Below are 24,875 nucleotides of genomic sequence, written 5' to 3' on the forward strand. Positions count from 1 at the left end.
CCTTAAAATAAAAAAAGGAGGAAAAAAAATTCCTCCTTGTTTACATATCTTTAACGTTCTACCCATTTCCCATCAAGATAATCTACAATCCATTTGGTTTTTTTGCCGTTTTTCTCTGACGTTACGTATTGACGTTTCTCTTTACGACTAAAACTAATAATGGCTGGATTACCTTCAGGGTCGGTTAATGGCGCATCGGCTAAATACTGTAATTTTTCCGGTAACCGATCACGATATTGCGCTAATTCCGATACTTTCGCCGGACGGCTTTCTCTCACTTTCGGGAAATTATGCGCTGACATAAACACGCCAACCGCACTATCACGTAAAACAAAATAAGCATCCGCATTTTCACATTTCAATTCAGGAAATGGAATTGGCTCTTCACGTGGTGGCGCAACTTCGCCATTTTTCAGAATTTTACGGGTATTATCACAATTCGTGCAGCCCATATATTTGCCAAAACGGCCTAATTTTAAGTGCATATCTGCACCACATTTATCACATTCGACAATTGGGCCATCATAACCTTTAATTTTAAAACTACCGGCTTCGATAACATAACCATCACAATTTGGATTATTACCACAAACATGTAATTTTCTACTTGGGTCGATCACATAGCTATCCATCGCCGAATCACATTTCGGGCAACGTTTACGAGCCATTAACGCTTTCGTTTCTGTTTCATCGTCCAGCACATTGAGTAATTCAGCTTCCGGAATTAAATTCATTGTTGTTTTACAACGCTCTTTTGGTGGCAATGCGTAGCCGGTACAACCTAAGAATACCCCTGTTGAAGCGGTGCGAATTGCCATTTTACGTCCGCAAGTCGGGCAATCAATCTCCGTTGGCACAAGGCTGTTTGGCTTCATTCCGCCTTCAAGTTCATCTAATTCCGCTTTTGTTAATTGTTCTGAGAAATCTTTAAAGAAGGTATCAAGCGCCGAAATCCAGTTTTTATTCCCTTCCGCAATTTGGTCTAAGGTTTCTTCCATATTAGCGGTAAAATCGTAGTTCATTAAATCCCCAAAGGACTCATTTAATCGATCTGTAACGATCTCACCCATTTTCTCAGCATAGAAACGGCGGTTTTCGGTACGAACATAACCACGCTCCTGAATGGTTGAAATAATCGCCGCATAAGTTGAAGGGCGGCCAATACCACGTTTTTCCAACTCTTTTACGAGAGCTGCTTCAGAATAACGAGCCGGTGGTTTGGTAAAATGTTGGCTTGGAACGAGCTCATCGAGTGTCAGAACCTCATTTAATTCCACATTAGGTAATTCCTGATCTTCTGCCGTTTTACCTTGAATAGGTAATGCTTTCGTCCAACCATCAAAACGTAAAACGCGGCCTTTCGCTTTGAATTCATAATCACTTGCCGTAACCGTTAAACTGGTTGAATCATATTGTGCCGGCGTCATTTGACAAGCTAAGAAACGGCGCCAAATTAAATCATATAAACGCTCCGCATCTTTATCCATACCTTTAAGATCAGACATCAACACATTCACATCAGAAGGACGGATTGCCTCGTGCGCTTCTTGGGCATTTTCTTTACTTGAATAAAAATTCGGTTTAGCCGGTAAATAGTCTTGACCAAATTTTTTCTCAATATAACCTCGAGCCATTGTCAAGGCATCTTGGCTTAAATTCGTTGAGTCGGTACGCATATAAGTGATGTAACCGGCTTCATATAAACGCTGTGCCAACATCATTGTCTTCTTCACGCCAAATCCCAAGCGAGTGCTTGCGGTTTGTTGTAATGTAGATGTAATAAAAGGTGGACTGGCTTTTGAGCTTGTTGGTTTTTGATCAATTTCACTCACAATAAATGCAGCTTGTTGCAAGTTTTTGACCGCTTGCATTGCTTCTGCTTCATTTTTTGCTTGCCATTTTTTACCTTGGTAATTGGTTAATTCAAGCGGTAGTTTTTTACGTTTTGTTTGCGTATTCGCTAAAATTTCCCAATATTCTTCCGGTTGGAAAGCCTTAATTTCTCGTTCACGCTCGACCAATAATTTAACGGCAACCGATTGTACTCGACCGGCAGAAAGCCCTCTTGCCACTTTCTTCCAAAGTAACGGTGAAACCATAAAACCCACCACACGATCTAAAAAGCGGCGAGTTTGTTGAGCATTAACACGGTCTAAGTTTAATTGTTCCGGATGTTCAAATGCTTTTTGAATAGCATTTTTCGTGATCTCATTAAACACAACACGGCTGAAGCGATTATCATCTCCCCCAATCACTTCACGTAAATGCCACGCAATAGCCTCCCCTTCTCTATCCAAGTCGGTTGCAAGATAGATATGGTCTGCCTTTTTGGCTAACGATTTCAGTTCTGATACCACTTTTTGTTTATCCGGCATAATTTGGTAATTAGCCTTCCAGCCGTGGTAAGGGTCAATCCCCATACGTTTTACCAATGCATTTCTTTCTTTTTCTGCCTTGAGTTTTGCTTTTTGTTCAGCTGTCAATCCTTTGGTTGATGTAGGTTTAGCTCGCTCCGCTTTTTCCTCGGTACCACTTTTTGGTAAATCACGAATATGACCCACACTTGATTTGACGACATAATCGCTACCTAAATATTTGTTAATGGTTTTTGCCTTAGCGGGCGACTCCACAATAACTAATGATTTTCCCATTATTCTTTCCCAATAAGCATTTTAAAATTTAAGTGAAATAACTTTTTTCATTGATTTTTTTACAGACTATTTTTACGATAGCAAGGCTACAAGAAAATTACAATATAAAGAAGAAGAAAATAAACGAAATGGATAAACTAAATGCAATTAGCCTATTTTGTAAAGTGATCGAAACCCAAAGTTTTACCCAAGCTGCTCAACAATTGGACATATCTTTGGCGATGGCAAGTAAGTTGGTCGCACAACTTGAAGAACATCTTAATGTTCGCTTATTACACCGCACCACCAGAAAGATTACACCAACCGAAGCGGGGTTACTTTACTATCAACGCTGCCAACCTATTCTTAATGAACTCAAAGAAGCCGATGATAGTATCAATAATATTAGCGAAAATTTAACCGGAAAACTATCCTTCTCTTTACCGATGGATTTCGGTTCACGCTTTGTTGCACCGCATTTAGGAAAATTCCTCGAAGCCTATCCACATATTGAACTACATCTTGAATTTAATGATAGACGAGTGGATGTCGTTTCAGAAGGTTTTGATTTAGTGCTACGAGTTGGACAGCTAGAAGATAGCAGTATTGTGGCTAAAAAAATTGCTGAGTCCCATCAAATTATTGTGGCTTCACCTGAATATCTCGCCACTCACGGTACGCCAAGATCTATTCAAGATCTTGACCAACACACTTGCTTGCTCTACGAAAATCATCAAACCTGGGATTTTTCATTCGGCGAGGAAACATTAAGATATAAAGCGAAAGGCAGAATTTACAGTAATAATGGCTACTCTCTCGTACAAATGGCAAAAGACCATCAAGGAATTATCAACATTCCGAAATGTTTAGTTACTAAAGAATTAAAAACCGGCGAGCTTATTCCGATTTTAGAACATCTTGATCAAAGGAAATTGGATATTAGCTTGTTATATCCTAATCGCCGCTATTTATCGCCAAAAGTGAAGGTATTTATTGATTTTTTAACAACGCTGATGAAAGAGCAAAAAGAAGCGTTAGTTAAGGGGTAAATGCGAATTTACCCCCAAATTTGACCGCTTGTTATTACACCAAATCCAACATCAAAATTTTCGACATTCGTTGGTAATTATAATGCTCACGCTTATAGGCGGGCAGATCTTCTGTGCCTTTTAATTCAAAACCCCGTTCTTGGAACCACTGCGTTGTCCGTGTTGTTAGAACAAACAATTTCTCAACACCTAATTGCACGGCTCTGCGCTTAATTGCATCAAGGAGAACATCGCCACGAGATGAATCACGATAATCTGGATGTACCGCAACACAAGCCATTTCTGCCATTTTTTCGTCTTCAAAGTGGTTTAATGCCGCACAGGCAATCACAATACCATCTCGCTCGATAATCGTATAACGGCTAATTTCAACTTCAAGCTGCTCACGAGAACGTTTGACTAAAATGCCTTGCTCTTCTAAAGGTCGAATTAAATTCAGTAAACTTGGAATATCGTGAGACGTTGCAATGCGAATATGCTCCGAACTTTCTTGAGATAATTGCGTACCAATACCATCTCGAGAAAACAACTCTTGAAGCAATGAGCCATCTTCTTTATAACTAAGTAAATGCGCCCGTTTGAGCCCTGAGTTGCTTGCTTCCACAGCAGCTTGGAGAAAACGGGCGGTCGAGTCGTGATACTTCCCGGCTTCAATCAAATTCGATAAATAGCGTTTAGCCTCACGGGGGTGAATATCCGATAACACTTCGCCTTGTTCATTTAATAAACCTTGCGTTTCACAAAAACCAATCAATTTATCAGCTTTTAATTTGATCGCAACTTGGGTGGCAATTTCCTCAAAAGGTAAGTTAAACATCTCCCCTGTTACGGAAGGTGCAATCGGGCTAATCAAAACAATCGCATTTTGCTCTAATTGCTGTTCAATATGTTCGACATTAATACGGCGAATTTTGCCACTTAGCCCATAATCAACACCATCAATAACCCCTAAAGGCTGAGCTAAAATCGCATTGCTACTCACAACATTGATAACAGGCGAGTTTGGTAAGCGTAAAGAAAGACGAGAGAAAATATCGTAATGTAAACCGCCAACAGCTTGTTTGACATACTCTAGTGTTTCAATATCTGTAACACGAATGTGATGATGATATTGCGACAAGCGGTTATTTTTTGTCAATAATTCGTCAATTTGATAACGGGCACCAAACACGAGTACCAATTTAATCCCTAAACTATGTAATAAACTAATATCATTAGCAATGTTCACAAAATTGGGATGAGCAACCGCATTACCATCTAACATAATGACAAAGGTTTTCCCTCTGTGCATATTTACATAAGGTGTGGATTGTCTAAACCATTGGACTAATTCTGTATTACGCATAATTCCCTCACTTTTTAATAGTGTAGTTATAACTTAAAATGAATAGATATGCAATAAAAATGAATTAAAAATCAAAATCTCCCATTCACTTTCGTCAATGAGAGATTTCTTTTTTATTCCCTTACCGATAATTTCGCTAACTCATCAAAATAGGTTGGGAACGTTTTTGCCGTACATTTCGGATCTAAAATGGTTACCGGTGTATTGGATAATGCCACCAGCGAAAAACACATTGCCACACGATGGTCATTGTAAGTTTCAATCTCTGCGTGCTGGAATTGATCTAATGCAAGCGGTTGAATTCGGATAAAATCTTCCCCTTCCTCAACTTCCGCCCCTACTTTACGTAACTCCGTTGCCATTGCCGTTAAGCGGTCTGTCTCTTTCACGCGCCAGTTATAGATGTTTCGAATAACGGTTTCGCCTTCGGCAAACAGTGCGGTGGTCGCAATGGTCATTGCTGCGTCAGGGATATGGTTCATATCCATATCAATACCTTTGAGCTCGCCTTGTTCTGCTTGAATAAAATCTTCGCCCCAAGTAATTTTAGCACCCATTTTTTCCAATACATCTGCAAACAAGCGGTCACCTTGAATAGAATTTTTACCAATTCCGGTTACTTTTACATTCCCTTTAATCGCACCTGCAGCGAGGAAATAAGACGCAGATGACGCATCGCCTTCAACCATATATTTTTCTGGCGAAACATAGCTTTGCTGACCTTTAACAAAGAAAGTTTGATAGTTCTGATGAGAAACAGTTACCCCAAAATCCTTCATCATTGCTAAGGTAATATCAATATAAGGTTTAGAAACGAGCTCGCCAATAATTTCAATTTCCATATCGCCTTCTGCTAATGGCGCAGACATCAATAGTGCTGTTAAAAATTGGCTGGAAATTGAACCATCAATTTTTACTTTACCGCCTGTTAGCCCCGTATTACGGATGGCAACCGGTGGGTAACCTTCATTTTCCAGATATTGAATTTGTGCGCCGACTTGGCGTAATGCATCCACTAAATGTTTAATCGGACGCTCCTTCATACGAGGCTCGCCGGTTAAAACAACCTCTGCCTCTTCTTTACCTTTTAAGCAAAGGGCAGCCGTAAGTGGTCGCATTGCTGTGCCTGCATTCCCTAAAAAGAGCGACAAGCCATTTTGCCATTGGAATGCACCGCCTACACCTTCGACTGTGCAAATCGTTTTATCTGCAGATAATTCATATTTAACGCCAAGTGCCTTTAACGCATTAAGCATATGACGAATATCATCACTATCGAGTAAATTTGTTACTTGAGTTGTGCCTTGAGCTAAAGCCGCAAGCAATAATGCTCGATTTGATAAACTTTTTGAGCCGGGTAAATTGATTTCGCCTTCAATGCGAGAAATCGGTTCAAGTGTTAATTTTTCCATTATAAAATCCGTTGTGTTGCTAAAAATAAAAAATAGTAATTATGCCGGGTTATCAATATCAATAAATTCAACGTCTAATTGATATTCTTGTGCAAGCCATTCGCCTAATGCTTTAATACCATAACGTTCTGTTGCGTGATGCCCTGCAGCAAAATAATAAATACCTTGTTCTCTGGCTGAATGAGTGGTCTGTTCAGAAATTTCTCCACTAATAAAGGCATCAATACCTTTAGTTGCCGCCAAATCAATATATCCCTGACCGCCCCCCGTACAAATCGCAACCGTTTTAATCAATTTATGAGGAAATTCAGCCACAAACTCATCACACAAAATGATGTTGCGGTTTAACCCTTTTTCTAAACGCAGTGCCAATTCGGTGGCGGAAATTGCTGTTTCTAATTCGCCATAGACAGGAATTGAATAAGGCTTATCTTCTAAGCCGGTTAAATGCTTAACACCTAACAATGCGGCTAATTGAGCGTTATTCCCTAATTCCGGGTGAATATCTAACGGCAAGTGATAACCAAATAAATTAATGTCATTAACAAGTAACTGTTTGATACGTTTGCCTTTCATTCCTCGAATACAAGGATCTTCGCTTTTCCAAAAATAGCCGTGATGAACTAAAATCGCATCTGCATTTTTCTCAATCGCTTTCTCAATTAGCGGTAGCGTTGCGGTTACGCCGGTAATAATTTTACGAATTTCACGTTTACCTTCAACTTGCAATCCATTCGGTGCATAATCACTAATTGCTTTCGCATTTAATTTTTCATTCAAAAGCTGTTCTAACGCTAAGTTTGTCAGCATAGTTTGTCCTCTCTTTATTATTCTCGTAATTTTTCAATTTCTTTGATGAACTCTTCAATATCACCAAAACTTAAATAAACCGAAGCAAAACGGATATATGCCACTTTATCTAAGCGTTTTAATGCATCCATTGCTAAATTCCCGACAAGTTTGCTAGGCACTTCTCTTTCGCCTGTCGCTTGAAGTTGAATAATAATTTGATTGACCGCTTTCTCCAAATCATCTGCACTGACAGGACGTTTTTCCAACGCTTTAGCCAAACTCATCTTTAACTTGCTTGCATCAAAGGGCTCACGGTTGCCATTACTTTTTACAATATAAGGTACAAGAAGTTCTGCTGATTCAAACGTCGTAAAACGTTCTTTACATATCGTACACTCTCGGCGACGACGTATTTGATAGCCATCTGCAGCCAAACGGGAATCAATGACCTTCGTTTCTTCCGCTGCACAAAAAGGACAACGCATGCTCTTTTCTCCAGTTATATGCGAACTTTCTGATTGTCGATGTTTTTTATAAAAAAATCAATCTAATCACACTCATTAAAAATGTATATGCATAAAAAAAGCCCCTTAATAGGGGCTACTCGGAAAGCAAATTTATGAATCTGGTTGTTGAACACAACACTTATTTTTGTTGTATGTAAGGTTACGTCAATTTTTTAATTTTTTCAAAGCCTAATTTTCAAATTTGTGATCGACTTCAAATTTTTCAGAACGGTTCGATTATTTTATAAACGACGTGCCTGCCAAAAGGTTTTTGACCAATAAGGCGAATCTAAATCAGAGTAAATAACGCCACCTTTTGTAGAAGCATGAAGGAATTGCCCGTTTTTCACATAAACACCAACATGTTTACCGTTCGGTCCACGACCTGTTTTGAAGAAAACTAAATCGCCTGTTTTAATTTCACTTTTAGACACGCGTCTGCCTTCATTAGCTTGTTCTGTTGTTGTACGAGGTAAATCAATACCAAAGAGATCACGAAATGTAATCTGCATAAAGCCTGAACAATCCACACCACTTTTAGATGTTCCGCCTAAACGATAGCGAGTCCCCTTCCATTCTTGCTGATGTTCACTTAAATTGGCAATAACCATAATCGGATCGCCCAAATTAGCTTGATTTGTGCGATAAATACCTGCTTTTGCCTTTATAGGACCTGATACATGAACATCATCTGAAGAAGAACAAGCGGTTAAAATTGCAGTTAAACTGACTAATGCCAATTTTGATATACGTTTCATTAAAATACCCTCTTGTTTACCCTAAATGGTAACCATTTAGGGTAAACATTTTCAGATTTTTATTTCTTCACTTTCGCATGTTCTACACGATCACGCATTTTTTGCCCTGCTTTGAAAACCACCACTCGGCGTGCTGAAACAGCAACGCTTTCTCCTGTTTTGGGGTTCCGACCTGGACGTGCATTTTTTTCTCGAACAGAAAAATTACCAAATCCTGATAATTTTACCTCTTCTCCGGTTGTTAATGCTCTTTTAATTTCTTCGAAAAACTGATCTATAAATAATTTTGCCGTTCGCTTCTCAAAGCCACATTTTTCAACCAATGCTTCTGCAAGTTCAATTTTAGTGAGAGCCATAAAATATCCTTACTAAACGAGTAATGATTAGTCACGTAATGTCGCATTAAAACGTTGCGATAAATCTGCTAATACGGCTTGAATAACCGCATTAATTTCATCTTCTTCTAACGTTTTTTCTGTGTCTTGTACCGTTAAACTAATCGCTAAACTTTTCTTACCTTCTGCAAGGTTTGTACCACGATAAACATCAAACAGACTCACGCCCACTAATTTATCGCCACCCGATGAACGACAAGCATCTAACACTTCGCCTGCAGCAACATTTTCATCTACGACAACTGCAATATCACGGTTATTTGCAGGGAATTTAGAGATCTCTTTGGCTGCCGGAATTGGACGTTCCGCAATTGCTGAAGCCAAGACTTCACAAACAATTGGTTTGCCTTTAATCCCTAATTTCTGAACTAACGACGGGTGTAAGGTTCCGATAAAGCCAATTTCTTTACCATCTAACATAATCGCTGCAGATTGTCCCGGGTGTAATGCAGGGAATGTTTTAGCCACAAATTTTAAATCGTTACGAACAGCGGTTAATGAGAAAATACGTTCAATATCACCTTTTAAGTCAAAGAAATCAACGGATTCTGCTTTATGCTCCCAGTGAACCGGACGTTTATCGCCTACAATCGCAGCTCCAATAACAGACTCTTGACGAACACCTGATTCTGCATTTGCATCCGGAATGAAGCGTAAACCTGTTTCAACGATGCGAACACGGTTTTGCTGACGATTTTGGTTATATACGATTGTTTCTAATAACCCCGTTAAAATCGACACACGCATTGCCGACATTTCACTTGAAATCGGGTTTGGTAGCATTAACGCTTCTTGCTCCGGATGTAACAAGGTTTGGATTTTTGGATCAACGAAGCTATAAGTTACCACTTCTTGATAATCGCTATCCACAAATGCTGCACGTACACGAGCGATTTCCAATAATTTCTCTGGCGTGCCTTTCATCGTTAAATGAGAGAAAGGCGAGTTATTTGGAATATTGTTATAGCCATAGATACGAGCGACTTCTTCAATGAGATCTTCTTCAATCTCAATATCAAAACGCCAACTTGGCGCTACCGCAGTCCAAGTATTATTTGCAAAAGTTACATTCAAGCCTAAACGAGTTAAAATATCTGTTACTGTAGCATCTTCAATATGATAACCAATCACCGCATCTAACTTGCTACGGCGTAAACTCACTGTATTGCGTTTAGGTAAATGTGCTTCGCTGACTGCTTCAACAATTTCGCCTGCTTCGCCACCACAAATTTCAAGAAGAAGGGCTGTTGCACGCTCCATTGCTTGACGTGTTAGTTCTGGATCAACACCACGCTCAAAACGATGTGAAGCATCAGTATGTAACCCATATTGACGTGCACGACCGGTAATCGCTAATGGTGCGAAAAATGCTGCTTCTAAAACAACATCTTTTGTCTCTTTGCTCACACCACTTGCCTCCCCACCAAAGATACCCGCCATTGCTAAAGCACCTTTCTGGTCTGCAATCACTAAGGTATTCGCTTGTAATTTTGCCGTGGTGCCATCTAATAAAACAAGCTCTTCGCCCTCTTTTGCCATTCTTACTTGAATTGCACCTTCAATTTTTGCAGCATCGAAAGCGTGCATTGGCTGACCTAATTCAAGCAAGCTCAGGTTTGTAATATCTACGATAGGGTCGATAGAACGAATACCACAACGGCGAAGTTTTTCTTGTAACCATAATGGAGATTGTGCATTAACATTCACATTCTTCACAACACGAGACAAATAACGTGGGCAAGCCTCCGGCGCTTGTAATTCAACGGCTACTTTATCTGAAATAGTTGCCGTTACGGCGGTAACTTCAGGTGCAGAAACTTCTGCTTGATTGATGACCCCCACTTCACGAGCAATACCACGAATACTTAAACAATCCGCACGGTTAGGCGTTAAACTAATTTCAATTGCCACATCATTTAAGTTTAGATATTCACGGAAATCAACACCAACCGGTGCATCTAATGGTAATTCAATGATACCGCTATGATCTTCTTTAATGCCTAGTTCTGAATAAGAACATAACATCCCTTCTGATGGCTGACCACGTAGTTTAGTTTTCTTAATTTTGAAATCGCCCGGTAGCAATGCGCCTTCAACCGCACAAGCTACTTTTAAACCCGCACGGCAGTTAGGTGCTCCACAAACAATATCTAATAGACGGTCACTACCAACATTCACTTTCGTTACACGTAATTTATCCGCATCAGGGTGCTGTTCTGCTGATACCACTTCACCAATTACCACACCGCTAAATTCGCCGGCGACAGGATCAACACTATCAACTTCTAAGCCTAACATTGTAATTTGGTCGCATAATTGCTCTGTTGAAATGGCAGGATTTACCCACTCACGCAACCAAGATTCATTGAATTTCATTTATCTCTATCCTTTAATTTGCAAAATTTTTCTAAAATTTAACCGCTTGTTATAAGCGTTACAACAGACACACTCAGTGTGTCCCTACAATGATAAAATTACTTAAATTGTTTTAAGAAACGTAAGTCATTTTCAAAGAATGAACGTAAGTCCGTTACGTTATAACGTAACATTGTTAAACGCTCTACGCCCATACCTACAGCGAAACCGCTATACTCTTCAGGATCGATGCCTACGTTACGTAATACGTTCGGATGAACCATACCGCAACCTAACACTTCTAACCATTTACCATTTTGGCGCATCACATCAACTTCAGCCGAAGGCTCTGTAAATGGGAAGAATGACGGACGGAAACGCACCTGTAAATCTTCTTCAAAGAATGCTTTTAAGAAATCGTGAATTAACCCTTTTAGCTCGGTAAAGTTCGCTTTTTTATCCACGTATAATAATTCAATTTGGTGGAACATCGGTGTGTGAGTTTGGTCGTAGTCGTTACGATATACACGACCTGGTGCCACAATACGTAAAGGTGGTTTCACGTTCTCCATTGTACGAATTTGTACACCTGAAGTTTGAGTACGCAATAAACGTTGAGCATCAAACCAGAACGTATCGTGATCTGCACGAGCCGGGTGATGAGCCGGGATATTTAACGCATCAAAGTTATAGTAATCCGTTTCAATTTCCGGACCGCTTGCAACGGTAAAACCTAATTCTGAGAAGAATTTAACCACACGCTCAATAGTAATCGAAACTGGGTGCAATCCACCTAATTCTGTTTTACGACCCGGCAAGCTCACATCAATACTTTCACTTGCTAATTTTGCGTTTAATGCTTCTTGCTCCCACGCTTCTTTTTTAGCATTTAAAATATCAAGTACCGCTTGTTTCGCTTCATTGATTTTTGCACCGATTGCCGGACGTTCTTCCGCCGCCACATTACGCAATTCTTGCATTAACTGGGTAAAATGCCCTTTTTTACCAAAATATTCTACACGGAAATTTTCCAAAGCATCTAAGCCTTGATCTAACTTATCTAACGCTTCTCTAGCTTGAGCGGTTAATTCTTTTAGGTGTTGCATTACCTATCCTCTAATAACTAATAAAAATTGCTGTGATAATAATACTTTGCATAAAAAATGTAAATGTAAAAATCGGCTAACGCCTTGATTTTTAAGGTTTGAAGCGGTGGGATTTTGTGATATTTTTGCGTATTATCAAAATAAACCATATCGAATGTTCGCTTTATCAAAAAATGGGCGTAGAATGCTTTAAGTTTTTTTAATGGAAAAATACAATGTTTAATATCACTAAATCGCAAGTTTTAGCAGCTTTCAATTATCGTGCGGCGTGTCGTTATTACGACCCAACACGTAAAATCAGTAAAGAAGATATGGATTATATTCTTGAGCTTGCTCGTCTATCGCCTAGTTCGGTAGGTTCTGAACCGTGGCAATTTCTCGTGCTACAAAATCAGGCTATTCGCCAAAAAATTGCGCCTGTTGCTTGGGGGATTAAGCACCCAATTGAAGAAGCTAGCCATATCGTTGTACTTCTTGCGAAAAAGAACGCTCGCTACGACTCGGAATTCTTTAAAACCTCTTTAGCTAAACGTGGTTTAACGCCTGAACAAACCTAAGCAACCCTTGCTCGCTACAAAGATTTCCAAACCAATGATATGAAAATTGCGGATAGCGAACGTGCATTATTTGATTGGTGCTGTAAACAAACCTATATCGCATTAGGCAATATGATGACAGGAGCGGCGCTGATTGGGATTGATTCTTGCCCGATTGAAGGCTTTAATTATGATGAAGTTAATCGTATTTTAGCGGAAGAAGGCTTATTTGATGCGAAGGAATATGGCGTTTCTTGCATGGTTACTTTTGGTTATCGAGCGAAAGAAATTACCAAAAAATATCGTAAACCGGCAGAAGACGTCATCCATTGGATTGAATAATGGATAGAGGAAAATATGATTAACAAAGACACACAACTCTGTATGTCGCTTTCCGGTAGACCAGGCAATACCGGTACTTATTTTCATAACTACCTTTATCAAAAACTCGGCTTAAATTTTGTTTATAAAGCCTTTACCACCCAAGATATTGAACACGCAGTAAAAGGCGTGCGAGCTTTAGGTATTCGAGGTTGTGCCGTTTCAATGCCATTTAAAGAGGCTTGTATGCCGTTTTTAGATGAAATTGATGCATCCGCTCAAGCGATTGAGTCGGTCAATACGATTGTTAATACGGAGGGTTATTTAAAAGCATACAACACCGATTATATCGCTATTGAAAAGCTCATTGCAAAATATCAATTAAAATCAACCGCTTCGGTTATCGTTCAAGGTAGTGGAGGTATGGCAAAAGCCGTTGTTGCTGCCTTTAAACACGCTGGTTTTAAACAGCTGAAAGTCTATGCACGTAATGCAGAAACGGGGACTTATCTTGCCAATCTCTACGGGTATGAGTATATCAATAGCCTTGAAAATCAACAGGCTGATATTCTCGTCAATGTTACCCCGATTGGAATGAAAGGCGGAAAAGAAGAGTTTGATTTAGCATTCCCTGAAACGATGATAAAACAAGCTGCCAGTGTGTTTGATGTGGTTGCAATGCCAGCGGAAACTCCGTTAATAAAATATGCTCAATCACAGGGTAAACAAACTATTTCCGGCGCCGAAGTGATGACTTTACAAGCAGTAGAACAATTTGTGCTTTATACGGGAATTCGTCCAAGTGATGAATTAATTGCAGAAGCTGCAGCATTTTCAAGAGCGTCTCACTAGCGATGAAAATGGACAATCATATTGATTGTCCATTTTTCGTTATAATGACCTTTTCTGTTCCAAGAATGCTTCAAGCAAATTTTCTGGCGGAGGTGGCATTTGCAAATAAAAACCTTGAGTTTGAATCGCTTGCAAAACTTCTTCATTTTTTGCCCGCTTGAGTTGCTTTTCGCCTGTGAGATTAAATAGCATCACAAATTGCGGTTTGCCAAAAATCTGTAATAAAGATTCCGGAACTTGCTCAAATACCTCACGTTTAGGAACGTATAAAAACATGCCTTCTTTTTTCGCACTTTTATAAATTGCACATAAATTAGTATTCGTCATCATAAGCTCCACCAGAATAATTATCAAATCGAGAGTATTGTCCTTGGAAGGTTAAACGTACTCGCCCGATTGGACCATTACGTTGTTTACCGATAATAATTTCTGCCACATTTTTGAGATCAGAATTGTCGTTATAAACTTCATCACGATAAATAAACATAATCAAATCCGCATCTTGTTCAATAGAGCCGGATTCACGCAAGTCCGAGTTTACAGGGCGTTTGTCCGCTCGTTGCTCCAAGCTACGATTTAGCTGTGATAGTGCAACCACTGGGACTTGTAACTCTTTTGCTAATGCTTTTAAAGAGCGAGAAATTTCAGCAATCTCTAACGTTCGGTTATCTGAAAATGCCGGCGCTCTCATTAATTGCAAGTAATCCACCATAATCAAACTTAAACCGCCATTTTCACGATACACACGTCTTGCTCTTGAACGGACTTCAGTTGGTGTTAAACCTGAACTGTCATCAATATAAATGTTGTTACGTTTTTGCAAAATTGCCATCGTTGAAGAAATTTTAGCCCAATCTTCATCATCGTGAATTTGACCCGTTCTGATTTTGGTTTGATCGACACGTGATAAAGAGGCCAACATACGCATCATAATTTGGTCGGCAGGCATCTCTAAGCTAAAAATAAGCACAGGTTTTGCCGGTTTTTTCTTTGGATTACCTTGTTCATCAAGATCATTAGGATCTTCAATATCCATGAGAGAGGCGTTCTCACATAAGTTCATCGCAAAAGTCGTTTTACCCATTGAGGGGCGAGCAGCGACAATAATCAGATCTGAAGGCTGTAAACCGGCTGTTTTTTTATTGAGATCCGTAAATCCGGTCGTTACACCTGTTACCCCACCATTATCTTTCTGCTTAGATAACATCTCTATTCGGGCAAGCGTATTTATCAAAATATCGTCCACTTTTTGCGGACCTTCATTGCCTGTATTGCGTTTTTCTGCAATCTCAAACACAACCCTTTCCGCCTCATCCAAAACTTCTTTCGCATTTCTGCCTTTGGTGTGATAAGCCATTTCAGCAATTTGATTTCCGGCACTGATGACGCTTCTAAGATCGGCACGATCCCTTACAATATCCGCATACGCAAGAATGTTTGCAGCACTTGGCGTATTTTTAGATAATTCTGCAAGATAAGCAAAACCACCAACATCTTGCAAAATCCCTTTATTTTTTAGCGCTTGATCTAGCGTAATAATATCAATAGGTTGGTTACTCCGTGCCAACTCTGTCATTTGTTCAAAAATCAAACGGTGTGCGTAATTATAAAAATCCACCGACTGTATTTTTTCAGCAACATTATCCCAATGTTCATTATTGAGCATAATCCCACCAAGCACAGCTTGTTCTGCCTCAATAGAATGTGGAGAGATAGCAATTTGCTCCACTTGTTTATCTTTGACGGTATCACGTGATGAAGGTTTATAATCAGCCATTTTTCGCCCTATTTTCCGTTTGTTTAAGCTTGATAAGCGGTTAGTTTAGCGTAATTTTTTGCAAATGCCAAAATGATTACGGTGGTTATCCCATTAAGGTTTTATTTGGTTCTTTAGCGATTTCTCGAGCCAATTTAGGTACTAAATAACCCGAACTGATCTTTTGTAACTCTTTATAAATACTAAAGGCAACTTCATCTTCCACAAAAAAGTGACTTGCCCCTTCCACCTTATCTAGCAAATGTAAATAATAAGGTAGGATCCCAATAGAAAATAACTTATCACTTAGAGCTTTTAGTGTTATTGCGCTATCATTCACGTCTTTCAATAACACTGATTGATTGAGCAAAACAACTCCCGCTTGTTTTAATTCAGCCATTTTGTTTGCTAAAACAATATCGATTTCATTTGCGTGGTTAATGTGCGTGACCATAACAACATTTAAACGAGAATCCGCAAATCGTAAACATAATTGTGAGGTAATGCGATTTGGAATAACCACAGGCAAACGGGTATGAATTCGGAGCGTTTTAACATGGTTAATTTTTTCCAATGCGGTTAAAATCCAATCTAATTCCTCATCTTTTGCCATTAAAGGATCGCCACCGGATAAAATAACTTCCTCAATTTCCGGATGTTCTGCAATATATTGCAAACTTTGTTGCCATACCGTTTTTCCACTTTTTACCTCTTCATAAGGGAAATGGCGTCTAAAGCAGTAGCGACAGTTAATCGCACAGCTATTTTTAACCATAAATAACAATCGATTGTGATATTTATGCAAAATATTGGGCGCAGGGCTATGTTGTTCTTCCAGAGGATCTTTTATAAACCCTTCTACTTGGGTAAATTCGTCAGAAGATGTCATCGCTTGAAGAAAAAGCGGGTCATTTTTATCGCCTTTTTGCATTTTTTCGGCAAATGGGCGAGGTACTCTCATCGCAAATAATTTACGGGCTAAAATGGCTTGTTCAAACTCTTGCGGATTAAGCTCAAGATATTCTAAAAGTGCGACTGGATCATTAAACGCTTGGGCTAAATCAAGCTGCCATTGTAACTTTGAAGATTGGAGTTGAATTGATTGCATAGAAATAAATTCCCCTCTTTAAGAAGAGGGGATGGTGAAATTATTGAACTAATTGACAAGCTAATGGCGAACCATTTGGGTTTACCATCACGATAGGCGTTGTTTGTCCACCTTGTGCCGGTGCTAAGTATTGCACACTTGCGATACAGTAACGGCGATAACCGTCTGTTTTCTCTACTAAGAATGGATCGATTTGACCGCCAATGCTTTTAAATGTTGCAACGCTTGATGTAGCATTTGTTGCATTTGCAACATTTTGCGGATTTTCAACCGCTTGGTTTGCTGCAGCTTGTTCTGTTGATGGTGTTTGAGTTTGAGCTTGCGCTGCTGTTGGCGCTAACATTTCACTTAACACATAACCTGCCGCCGCACCTGTTGCAAAGCTTGCTAATCGGTTATTCCCCGTTGCTTGCTGTGCTTGAGTTTGATTTGGAATCGCACGGTTAGGCGTGCTGTCAAATGTCGCATCTTTTTGCGTATTTGAATTGATTGATTGCGTTTTTTGCGCTGCAATCGGTTTACCTGAAACAGAGCGAGAAACAGAACGTCCTCCTTTTGCTTCTGCAATGATTGCAAATGAGAGAGCAATAATTGCGGCAAGTGTAATGGTTTTCTTCATAGTGTGTCCTTTTGTGTAAGATTTTTTGGATTATATCGCAAAAATTTTTAGAGATCTTTCTCTAATTACTGTATTATATAGGTCTTTTTGATAAACCCAATAGTGGGTGATTCAATTTTGTTAATTTTTTGTTAAATAAATTGAGGAAACAATGGCTAGTTACAGCACTAATGATTTCAAACCGGGTTTAAAATTCATCCAAGATGGTGAACCTTGTGTTATCGTTGAAAACGAATTCGTAAAACCAGGTAAAGGTCAAGCATTTACCCGTACAAAAATCCGTAAACTTATCTCTGGTAAAGTATTAGAGATCAACTTCAAATCAGGTACTTCTGTTGAAGCGGCGGATGTTGTTGATTACAACTACACCTATTCATATAAAGATGAAGATTTCTGGTACTTCATGCACCCGGAAACATTTGAACAAATTTCTGTTGATGCAAAAGCATTAGGCGACAACGACAAATGGTTAGTTGATCAAGCAGAATGTATCATCACGTTATGGAACGGTTCTGCTATCGCAGTTACTCCACCAAACTTCGTTGAATTAGAAGTTGTTGAAACAGATCCAGGCTTAAAAGGCGATACAGCCGGTACAGGTGGTAAACCTGCAACATTGAGCACAGGCGCAGTAGTACGTGTACCATTATTCGTACAAATTGGTGAAGTTATCCGTGTGGATACTCGTTCTGGCGAATACGTTTCACGTGTAAAATAATTTCATTTTACGTTAATTAAGCGGTTATTTTTCTTGCAAACTTTGCAGAAAATAACCGCTTTTTTATTTTCTTAAATAATAACCCTTCCCATTTGTATTTTTCTCGGTTAAGATAAACACAATCTTGAGAATTATTTTCAATAACAAAACTTAACCAAGGAAATGATTATGTTCAAAAAAGCACTACTTACTCTAGCTCTGGCTTCTTCTCTTAGCACACTCTCTTTTGCAAAAGAAGTTTCAATTCCAACCGCTCGTGGCGAAGTGACGATTGCACAAACACCAACTAAAGTGGCTGTTTTTGAAGCCGCAGCGATTGATACACTGTATCATTTAGGTGTTAAAGTCGCAGGGAGCCCAAATGTAGTCAAAACCTTACCTTACTTAAAAGCAGCAACCGAGAATGCCACATTAATTGGTACGGTATTTGAACCTAATTTTGAAGTGCTAAGCTCACTCAAACCTGATCTTATCATTGTAGGTAGTCGTGCGGCGAAAAAAGTCGATGAGTTAAAAAACATTGCGACAACCATTGATATGACTGCACCTAGCAATGTGAATACCATTCAAGCCGGTTTAAATAACATTGAAACTTACGGTAAATTATTCAACAAAGAAGCCGAAGCCAACAAATTAAAAACGGAATTAGAAACGCTACTTGCCGAAACCAAAGCTGCCGTTAAAGGCAAAGGGAACGGGCTTATCATTTTAGTTAATGGTGGCAAAATGTCTGCATTTGGTGATGTTGGTCGTTTAGGTTGGGTACACTCTGCATTAGAAATTCCACTTGCTCAGGCAGATATTAACCAAAAAGGTTCTAACCACGGTACACCGGTTTCTTTTGAATACTTACAAAAAGTGAATCCTGATTGGTTATTTGTATTAGATCGTACCGCTGCCATCGGTGAAGAAGGAAAAACAGCACAAGAGGTGCTCGATAATGCGCTTGTTCACCAAACAAAAGCATGGAAAAACGGACACATTATCTATTTAAGTAGCTCTGCTTATTTAGCAGCAGGTAGCGTTGAACAAATGCGTTTAGATCTTAACAATATCAAACAAGCATTTTCAAAATAAAAATGCGCCATTTAGCTTATCTTAATCTTCTCTTTTTATTAATTCTCTGCCCCATCAGCATGTCTGTTGGGGTAGCAGATTTTTCATGGTCGGATGTATTCCAGCAACCAGAACAAACTCAACTCTTTTTTGTCAGCCGACTGCCTAGAACATTTGCAATCATCCTTGTGGGTGCAACCTTAAGTATTGCCGGCATGGTTTTACAAATCGTCCTAAAAAATCGCTTTATTGAACCCAGCATGATTGGGGCAAGCCAAAGTGCGGCATTAGGTATCTTAATTGCTACGCTACTCTTCCCTGCTACGCCATTACTTGCAAAAATGTCCTTTGCTGCCGTATGTGCACTTATTGGCATGGCGATTTTTATGTTCTTAATGCGAAATCTCCCGCCACATCAAAAGTTAATGTTACCACTCATCGGGATTATTTTTGGTAATGTCATTGAATCCATTACAACCTTTATTGCCTACGAAACCGATAGTTTGCAGTTGCTTTCTGTTTGGTTTGCCGGTGACTTTTCAGGGGTATTGGCTGGCCGCTATGAATTACTCTGGCTAACTGCCGGATTAGCTTTTATGATCTATATTATGGCAGATCGTCTTAGTATTGCCGGTTTAGGGCAAAATATCAGTACGAGTTTAGGGATAAATTACCACCAAATGACTTGGTTTGCGCTTATTATTGTCGCCATGATTACGGCGTTAATTGTGGTTACCATTGGGCAAATTCCCTTTATTGGTTTAGTTGTGCCTAACATTGTCTCTCGCTTAGCCGGTGATAGACTGCGTCAAAATTTACCGACGGTCGTTTTATTTGGTGCAAATTTAATGCTCGCCTGTGATATTGTTGGTCGCGTCATTAACGCGCCTTTTGAAGTACCTATTTCAACAATCTTCGGCATTATTGGGACACTTATTTTCCTCTATTTACTTTTTAGAGGACAGCGCTCATGAAAACGACTCGAATTCTCGCTTTTGCCTTACTACTTCTACTTTGTAGTTGCTTATTCTTTATGCTTTTTAATGCCAATGGTAACTGGGATTTTGTGATTCCTTTCCGTGGGAAAAAATTACTTTTACTCTTAACCGTTGCTTATACTATTGGCGTTTCAACCCTTTTATTTCAAACATTAACACATAATCCGATTTTAACGCCAAGTATCTTAGGCTTTGATTCGCTTTATCTCCTGACACAAACGCTATTAGTTTATTTTCTTGGTGGCATTGGATTTACGTTATTAGATATCAGTTTCAAATTTACCATTGAAACGGGGTTAATGTTAATCGGTGCATTATTACTCTTCCGCACGCTCACGAAAGAAAACAGCGATCTTACTCGCATGTTACTGATTGGTGTGGTATTTGGCGTGCTGTTTAGAAGTTTGAATAATCTACTCCAACGCATGATTGATCCTGAAGAATTTGCAGTGGCGCAAAGTTCGTCTTTTGCCAGTTTTAATACCGCAAACCCAACCTTGCTTTTTATCGGGATTACCATTGCGCTATTAAGTATGTTCTGGATTTGGCAGCAACGCCACAAACTAGATGTACTTTTACTTGGTAAAAAGCAAGCTATCGGATTAGGGGTTGATTATCATCGTTTCTCACGCCACCTTCTGATTTGCTGTGCACTGTTGGTGTCTGTTTCTACGGCATTAGTTGGACCTATTCTTTTTTTAGGTTTATTGGTCTGTGCGATTGTGAATGCTGTTAGCCCAACGGTGTCCCATGCGGTTCGTATTCCACTTACTTTTTTGATTTCAGGTACCACCCTTGTGTTAGGACAAACGCTTTTTGAACAAATTTTCAAATTACAAGGCGTACTCAGTGTGGTAATCGAGTTATTAGGTGGATTAGTCTTTATTTATCTTATGCTGAAAAAACAAAAATGATTGAAGTTAAAAATCTCTCTTATCATATTGGTCAAACTCCGATTTTAGACAATATCAATTTATCCATTCCTGATGGAGGCATTACCGCTTTAATTGGTGCAAATGGCGCAGGAAAATCAACGCTCCTCTCCCTCATTGCTCGCCTTAACCCATTACAAAGCGGTCAAATTTTTCTTGATCATTGCAATATATCCACGACGCCTTCTCGAGAGATTGCTAAAAATCTTGCCATATTAACGCAAGACAATGTCATTCATAGTCGCATTACCGTGAAAGATCTACTGATGTTTGGGCGTTATCCGCATCATCAAGGAAAAATCACACCGCTTGATCATAAGATTATTGACGAAGCATTACAGCGTTTTGATTTAATCGGTTTCTCGCATCGCTTTTTAAGTGAATTATCTGGTGGACAACGCCAAAGAGCTCTCATTGCCATGACATTTTGCCAGCAAACTAGCCATGTTTTACTGGATGAGCCATTAAATAACCTCGACATGTATCATGCTCGAGAGCTGATGCGTCTTCTTAGAAAATTGACCGATGAGCTTGCTTTAACAACGGTCATGGTGGTTCACGATATCAATATGGCAGCAGCTTATGCTGATACCATTGTTGCGATGAAAAACGGGAAAATAAAGCTGATCGGTTCTCCAAAAGAAATTATCACCGAAGAAAATCTTAAAACGATTTTTGATTTAGACGCTGAAGTATTAGAACATCAGGGTAAACCATTAGTTATTCATCATATTTAAACAACATGTCTCTTGTTTGTTTTTAAAGGCTAATAAATTTTATTCAACGCAAACGTTTATGTGCAGCGGTCGTGCATTTATTCCGTGATCTTTCATGCTATATCAAGTAAAATGTGCGAGATTTTGTGTTTAACAAAATCATATTTTATTTATTTACAATGGAGATTTCCCTATGGCAATGAATAACATTTTAGGTTTATTCGCACAATCGCCACTCAAACCTCTACAAAAACACTCACGTAAAGTGACTGAGTGTAGTGAGCTCTTAGAACCTTTTTTTGAAGCAACATTCAACCAAGATTGGGAAGATGCAGAAAGAGTAAGAGCGCAAATCATCAATTTAGAACTTCGTGCCGATGCTTTAAAACGTGAAATTCGTTTAAAGCTCCCACGTGGTTTATTCCTACCTGTAGAACGTACTGACTTATTAGAGTTAGTTACTCAATTAGATAAATTAGCGAATTATTCAAGAGATATTTCTGGTCGTATTCTTGGTCGTCAATTAGTGATCCCAGAACAAATGCAGGAACCGTTTAGAAAATTCTTATCACGTAGTTTAGATGCTTGCCGCCAGGTAAGAAAAGTGCTTGAAGAATTAGACGAGCTTCTTGAAACCGGCTTCCGTGGTCGAGAGCTAAAATTTGTAAATAATATGATTTTAGAACTAGATAAAGTCGAAGATGATACAGATCAACTACAAGTTGTTTTACGTAAAACATTACTTGGTTTAGAACAAGATCTAAATCCTATCGATGTTATGTTCTTATATAAGTGTATTGAACGTATCAGTATTCTTGCAGAGCAAGCTCAACGTATAGGATCGCGTATTGAGCTAATGTTAGCAAGAGCATAAGGGGACCCTTCATGGAATTAATTCAACAATATGGCTCGATGTTAGTCATTATTACTGCTATTTTTGGTTTTTTTATGGCATTTGGTATCGGTGCTAATGATGTTTCTAATGCAATGGGAACATCTGTTGGTTCAGGTACAATTACAGCAAAACAAGCAATTATTATAGCAATGTTTTTCGAATTTGCTGGTGCCTATCTTGCAGGTGGTGAAGTAACCGAGACAATCAAAAGTGGAATTATTGATGTAAGTCTTTTTACTGATAAACCTGATGTATTAGTTTTAGGTATGATGTCAGCACTCTTTTCTGCAGGAACATGGTTATTAATTGCTTCTAAAATGGGATGGCCAGTTTCGACTACTCACTCAATTATCGGTGCAATTATCGGCTTTGGTTGTTTAACTGTTGGTTCTCAGGCTGTACATTGGGGACAATTAGGTGGTATTGTTGGTAGTTGGTTTGTAACACCAGTTGTTGCTGGTATTGTTTCTTATACTATTTTCACTAGTACACAAAAACTGATTTTTGATACCGAAGAACCGATGAAAAATGCACAGAAATATGGTCCATTCTATATGGCTTTAACTGCATTTATTCTTAGTATTGTTACCATGACTAAAGGTTTAAAACACGTTGGATTACACCTTACAACAGGCGAAACGGTATTAATCTCATCTGTTATTGCAGCAATCGCTGTAGTTGCGTGTTACTTCTACTTCCGCAGTGAAGCTTTTGCTAAAAGAGCACAAGGCGCAACTTTTGGTGGTGTAGAAAAAGTCTTTAGTATTTTAATGTTACTTACTGCATGTTCTATGGCTTTCGCACATGGTTCAAATGATGTAGCTAATGCAATCGGGCCGTTATCTGCCGTGGTTTCAGTTGTAGAAAGTGGTGGAGTCATCCAAAGTAAAGCAGCATTAGCCCCTTGGATTCTTCCTCTCGGCGCAGCAGGTATCGTTGTTGGTATGGCGGTAATGGGATATAAAGTAATGGGAACTATCGGTTCTGGTATTACTGATTTAACGCCTAGCCGTGGATTCTCTGCCGAGTTTGCTTGTGCAATTACCGTGGTTATTGCCTCAGGAACAGGTTTACCTATTTCAACAACTCAAACACTTGTAGGTGCAATTCTCGGGGTAGGCTTTGCTCGTGGTATTGCCGCATTAAATTTAGGTATCATTAGAAATATCGTTGCATCTTGGGTAATTACCCTACCGGCTGGTGCAATCATTTCTATTATTATTTTTAAGATCCTAAACGCTATTTTCTACTAAAATTTTCGGGGGCGGACATCTCTGCTCCCCTATTTTATTTCTAAGCTATTAAAATTTAATATTTTAGAAATAAGATATAAAATGATAAGGATTCTTTAATGACAAAAAGTTTACGTAAGGCTGTTATCGCCTCTTTTTTACTCGGATCAACACTTCCTGCTTTTTCTGCAGATTACATTACTGAAAACCTAAGCACCTATATGCGTAAAGGAGCGGGTGATCAATATAAAATTTCAGGTGCGATTCAAGCAGGTGAGAAAATTACAGTCTTAGACCGTAAAGATCGTTTTGTGTTGGTCAGAGATAGCCGTAATCGTGAAGGTTGGGTATTAGCGTCAGAGATCTCTCAAACGGCAAGCCCTAAAGATTTAATTCCACAATTACAACAACAAGTTCAAGAATTGAGCACAAAATTAGGTAAAATTGACAGCGATTGGCAACAACGTACGGTTGAAATGCAAAGACGTAGCCAAGATGCTGAAAAACAAACCAGCGATCTTCTTGCTGAAAATGCGCAATTAAAACGTGAAGTTGAAATTTTAAAGAATAAAAATCGCAGTCTAGAAACCATGCAAGATAGCGAGAAGCGTGCTATTGCTATTCAATATTTTATTTATGGTGGATCTGTCTTGGTTGTTGGTTTAATTCTGGGACTTATTCTTCCGTTAATTCTCCCTCGCCGTAAACGTAATAATGGTTGGTCATAATACTTAACATTTACTAGGCATGTGGCTGATATGCCTAGCATTACACTATTTTTTTCACTA

At 39.1% G+C, this 24,875-nt stretch carries 23 protein-coding genes and 1 pseudogene; 11 read left to right on the forward strand and 13 right to left on the reverse strand.

The window, feature by feature from the left end:
• Window positions 1-50 precede the first annotated feature (50 nt).
• Complete coding sequence (gene topA, locus DDU33_RS08510; protein WP_108924721.1) at window positions 51-2,651, reverse strand: type I DNA topoisomerase; 2,601 nt, start codon at window positions 2,649-2,651, stop codon at window positions 51-53.
• Between the two features lie 128 nt (window positions 2,652-2,779).
• Between topA and DDU33_RS08515 the strand changes: the two genes are divergently transcribed.
• Window positions 2,780-3,679, forward strand: coding sequence for a LysR family transcriptional regulator (locus tag DDU33_RS08515; RefSeq protein ID WP_108924723.1), 900 nt, complete (start codon window positions 2,780-2,782; stop codon window positions 3,677-3,679).
• Window positions 3,680-3,713: 34 nt separating this feature from the next.
• On the opposite strand, the gene argA is transcribed toward DDU33_RS08515, so the two are convergent.
• From argA to pheS, 8 genes are all read right to left on the reverse strand, one after another.
• On the reverse strand, window positions 3,714-5,024 hold the full coding sequence (gene argA / locus DDU33_RS08520) for an amino-acid N-acetyltransferase (RefSeq protein ID WP_108924725.1): 1,311 nt from the start codon (window positions 5,022-5,024) through the stop codon (window positions 3,714-3,716).
• Window positions 5,025-5,137: 113 nt separating this feature from the next.
• Window positions 5,138-6,436: a 3-phosphoshikimate 1-carboxyvinyltransferase gene (gene aroA, locus DDU33_RS08525; RefSeq protein WP_108924727.1), complete on the reverse strand. Its 1,299-nt coding sequence runs from the start codon at window positions 6,434-6,436 to the stop codon at window positions 5,138-5,140.
• 39 nt (window positions 6,437-6,475) lie between these two features.
• Window positions 6,476-7,246 (reverse strand): Nif3-like dinuclear metal center hexameric protein, encoded by a 771-nt coding sequence (locus DDU33_RS08530; protein WP_108924729.1) that lies wholly within the window; start codon window positions 7,244-7,246, stop codon window positions 6,476-6,478.
• Between the two features lie 17 nt (window positions 7,247-7,263).
• The gene (gene nrdR, locus DDU33_RS08535; protein ID WP_108924731.1) at window positions 7,264-7,713 is read right to left on the reverse strand and encodes a transcriptional regulator NrdR; all 450 of its coding nucleotides are present in this window, start codon (window positions 7,711-7,713) and stop codon (window positions 7,264-7,266) included.
• Between the two features lie 263 nt (window positions 7,714-7,976).
• Window positions 7,977-8,492, reverse strand: a complete 516-nt coding sequence (locus DDU33_RS08540) for an NlpC/P60 family protein (protein ID WP_005817719.1) — start codon at window positions 8,490-8,492, stop codon at window positions 7,977-7,979.
• Between the two features lie 59 nt (window positions 8,493-8,551).
• Complete coding sequence (locus tag DDU33_RS08545) at window positions 8,552-8,848, reverse strand: integration host factor subunit alpha (protein WP_005817721.1); 297 nt, start codon at window positions 8,846-8,848, stop codon at window positions 8,552-8,554.
• Between the two features lie 27 nt (window positions 8,849-8,875).
• Entirely contained in the window at window positions 8,876-11,263 is a 2,388-nt protein-coding gene (pheT, locus tag DDU33_RS08550; RefSeq protein ID WP_108924733.1) for a phenylalanine--tRNA ligase subunit beta, read from the reverse strand.
• 98 nt (window positions 11,264-11,361) lie between these two features.
• Entirely contained in the window at window positions 11,362-12,348 is a 987-nt protein-coding gene (pheS, locus tag DDU33_RS08555) for a phenylalanine--tRNA ligase subunit alpha (protein ID WP_005817725.1), read from the reverse strand.
• 215 nt (window positions 12,349-12,563) lie between these two features.
• On the opposite strand from pheS, the pseudogene DDU33_RS08560 reads away from it, so the two are divergent.
• Together DDU33_RS08560 and DDU33_RS08565 are read left to right on the forward strand one after the other, a co-directional pair.
• Window positions 12,564-13,226, forward strand: a pseudogene (locus tag DDU33_RS08560) (NAD(P)H-dependent oxidoreductase).
• Between the two features lie 15 nt (window positions 13,227-13,241).
• Complete coding sequence (locus tag DDU33_RS08565; protein WP_108924735.1) at window positions 13,242-14,057, forward strand: shikimate 5-dehydrogenase; 816 nt, start codon at window positions 13,242-13,244, stop codon at window positions 14,055-14,057.
• Between the two features lie 39 nt (window positions 14,058-14,096).
• Here DDU33_RS08565 and DDU33_RS08570 read toward each other — a convergent pair whose 3' ends face one another.
• The 4 genes from DDU33_RS08570 to DDU33_RS08585 form a co-directional block, all read right to left on the reverse strand.
• Window positions 14,097-14,387 (reverse strand): YcgL domain-containing protein, encoded by a 291-nt coding sequence (locus DDU33_RS08570; RefSeq protein WP_108924737.1) that lies wholly within the window; start codon window positions 14,385-14,387, stop codon window positions 14,097-14,099.
• Window positions 14,371-15,834 carry a replicative DNA helicase gene (locus DDU33_RS08575; protein ID WP_108924739.1) on the reverse strand — a complete coding sequence of 488 codons (1,464 nt, stop codon included), beginning with the start codon at window positions 15,832-15,834 and terminating at the stop codon, window positions 14,371-14,373. Before DDU33_RS08575 ends, DDU33_RS08570 begins: the two co-directional genes overlap by 17 nt.
• 85 nt (window positions 15,835-15,919) lie before the next feature.
• Window positions 15,920-16,921, reverse strand: coding sequence for an EF-P beta-lysylation protein EpmB (gene epmB / locus DDU33_RS08580; protein ID WP_108924741.1), 1,002 nt, complete (start codon window positions 16,919-16,921; stop codon window positions 15,920-15,922).
• Between the two features lie 40 nt (window positions 16,922-16,961).
• On the reverse strand, window positions 16,962-17,540 hold the full coding sequence (locus DDU33_RS08585; protein WP_108924743.1) for a hypothetical protein: 579 nt from the start codon (window positions 17,538-17,540) through the stop codon (window positions 16,962-16,964).
• A 151-nt stretch (window positions 17,541-17,691) separates the two neighbouring features.
• Between DDU33_RS08585 and efp the strand changes: the two genes are divergently transcribed.
• The 8 genes from efp to DDU33_RS08625 all read left to right on the forward strand — a co-directional run bounded on the left by efp (window position 17,692) and on the right by DDU33_RS08625 (window position 24,815).
• Window positions 17,692-18,258 carry an elongation factor P gene (efp, locus tag DDU33_RS08590; protein ID WP_005817738.1) on the forward strand — a complete coding sequence of 189 codons (567 nt, stop codon included), beginning with the start codon at window positions 17,692-17,694 and terminating at the stop codon, window positions 18,256-18,258.
• 168 nt (window positions 18,259-18,426) lie between these two features.
• Window positions 18,427-19,335 (forward strand): siderophore ABC transporter substrate-binding protein, encoded by a 909-nt coding sequence (locus tag DDU33_RS08595; RefSeq protein ID WP_108924745.1) that lies wholly within the window; start codon window positions 18,427-18,429, stop codon window positions 19,333-19,335.
• A 2-nt stretch (window positions 19,336-19,337) separates the two neighbouring features.
• Complete coding sequence (locus DDU33_RS08600; RefSeq protein ID WP_108924747.1) at window positions 19,338-20,288, forward strand: ABC transporter permease; 951 nt, start codon at window positions 19,338-19,340, stop codon at window positions 20,286-20,288.
• Complete coding sequence (locus DDU33_RS08605) at window positions 20,285-21,226, forward strand: iron chelate uptake ABC transporter family permease subunit (protein WP_108924749.1); 942 nt, start codon at window positions 20,285-20,287, stop codon at window positions 21,224-21,226. The genes DDU33_RS08600 and DDU33_RS08605 overlap by 4 nt, the downstream gene beginning before the upstream one ends.
• The gene (locus tag DDU33_RS08610; RefSeq protein WP_005817746.1) at window positions 21,223-21,981 is read left to right on the forward strand and encodes an iron ABC transporter ATP-binding protein; all 759 of its coding nucleotides are present in this window, start codon (window positions 21,223-21,225) and stop codon (window positions 21,979-21,981) included. Before DDU33_RS08605 ends, DDU33_RS08610 begins: the two co-directional genes overlap by 4 nt.
• Window positions 21,982-22,153: 172 nt before the next feature.
• Window positions 22,154-22,834 carry a TIGR00153 family protein gene (locus DDU33_RS08615; protein WP_108924751.1) on the forward strand — a complete coding sequence of 227 codons (681 nt, stop codon included), beginning with the start codon at window positions 22,154-22,156 and terminating at the stop codon, window positions 22,832-22,834.
• A gap of 11 nt (window positions 22,835-22,845) precedes the next feature.
• On the forward strand, window positions 22,846-24,108 hold the full coding sequence (locus DDU33_RS08620; RefSeq protein ID WP_108924753.1) for an inorganic phosphate transporter: 1,263 nt from the start codon (window positions 22,846-22,848) through the stop codon (window positions 24,106-24,108).
• Window positions 24,109-24,206: 98 nt separating this feature from the next.
• Complete coding sequence (locus tag DDU33_RS08625) at window positions 24,207-24,815, forward strand: TIGR04211 family SH3 domain-containing protein (protein ID WP_005817752.1); 609 nt, start codon at window positions 24,207-24,209, stop codon at window positions 24,813-24,815.
• Window positions 24,816-24,875: the final 60 nt, after the last annotated feature.

The sequence above is a fragment of the Actinobacillus porcitonsillarum genome, assembly GCF_003101015.1.
Lineage (GTDB): Bacteria > Pseudomonadota > Gammaproteobacteria > Enterobacterales > Pasteurellaceae > Haemophilus_A > Haemophilus_A porcitonsillarum.